This window comes from Vibrio sp. 1078-1 (genome assembly GCF_033340475.1).
The window spans coordinates 1-536 of record NZ_JAWOWM010000809.1 but is presented as its reverse complement, the minus strand read 5'-3'; the positions used below and the strand labels follow the sequence as shown (position 1 = coordinate 536).

Annotated in this window: 2 protein-coding genes; both read left to right on the top strand. The window is 41.8% G+C overall.

Going from position 1 to position 536, the window contains the following annotated elements:
- Window positions 1–57: DUF3012 domain-containing protein (locus R7190_RS31435; RefSeq protein ID WP_411978108.1), on the top strand; the 57-nt coding region annotated here is incomplete at its 5' end.
- 235 nt (window positions 58–292) lie between these two features.
- Window positions 293–536: GFA family protein (locus tag R7190_RS30200; protein WP_318138252.1), on the top strand; the 244-nt coding region annotated here is incomplete at its 3' end.

The following is a 536-nucleotide window of genomic DNA, read 5'->3' as shown; positions in this document are numbered from 1 at the left end:
AAAGGTGACTGGACAGCAAACGAAGCAACCAGCTTTACTAAGCACTGCATTTTCTAAGTACTGAACTTGCTTAACACGATGTCTCTCATGAAGAGCGATGGCGTGGTTAAACAAAATATTAAGAAAACACCAAGCATCTTGCTTGGTGTTTTTGTATCCGAAAAGCCCGTTTTACATTTTCGTTTTATTTTTGAAAACCTGCGTTACCCGTCTTTAATTTGTCGTCTTGTGGTGGCATGGTGACGAGACCATCACCAACCTCACGTAGGTTCATAATAAAAAAGGGACTCAAATGGAAGTACTCAAAGGCTCATGTCTGTGTGGCAAGGTAAGACTCGAAGTGGCGGATGAATTCAAATACATGGGCAATTGCCATTGCTCTGAATGTCGAAAATTTACTGGCTCTGACTATTCATCGGCGGGCGGCATTGCTCTGGATAAGTTGCTTGTTATCCAAGGGAAAGAGGATATTCAAACTTATCAGAAAAGTGAAAATACCGAGCTATGTTTTTGTCGCCATTGCGGCTCAAGTTTGT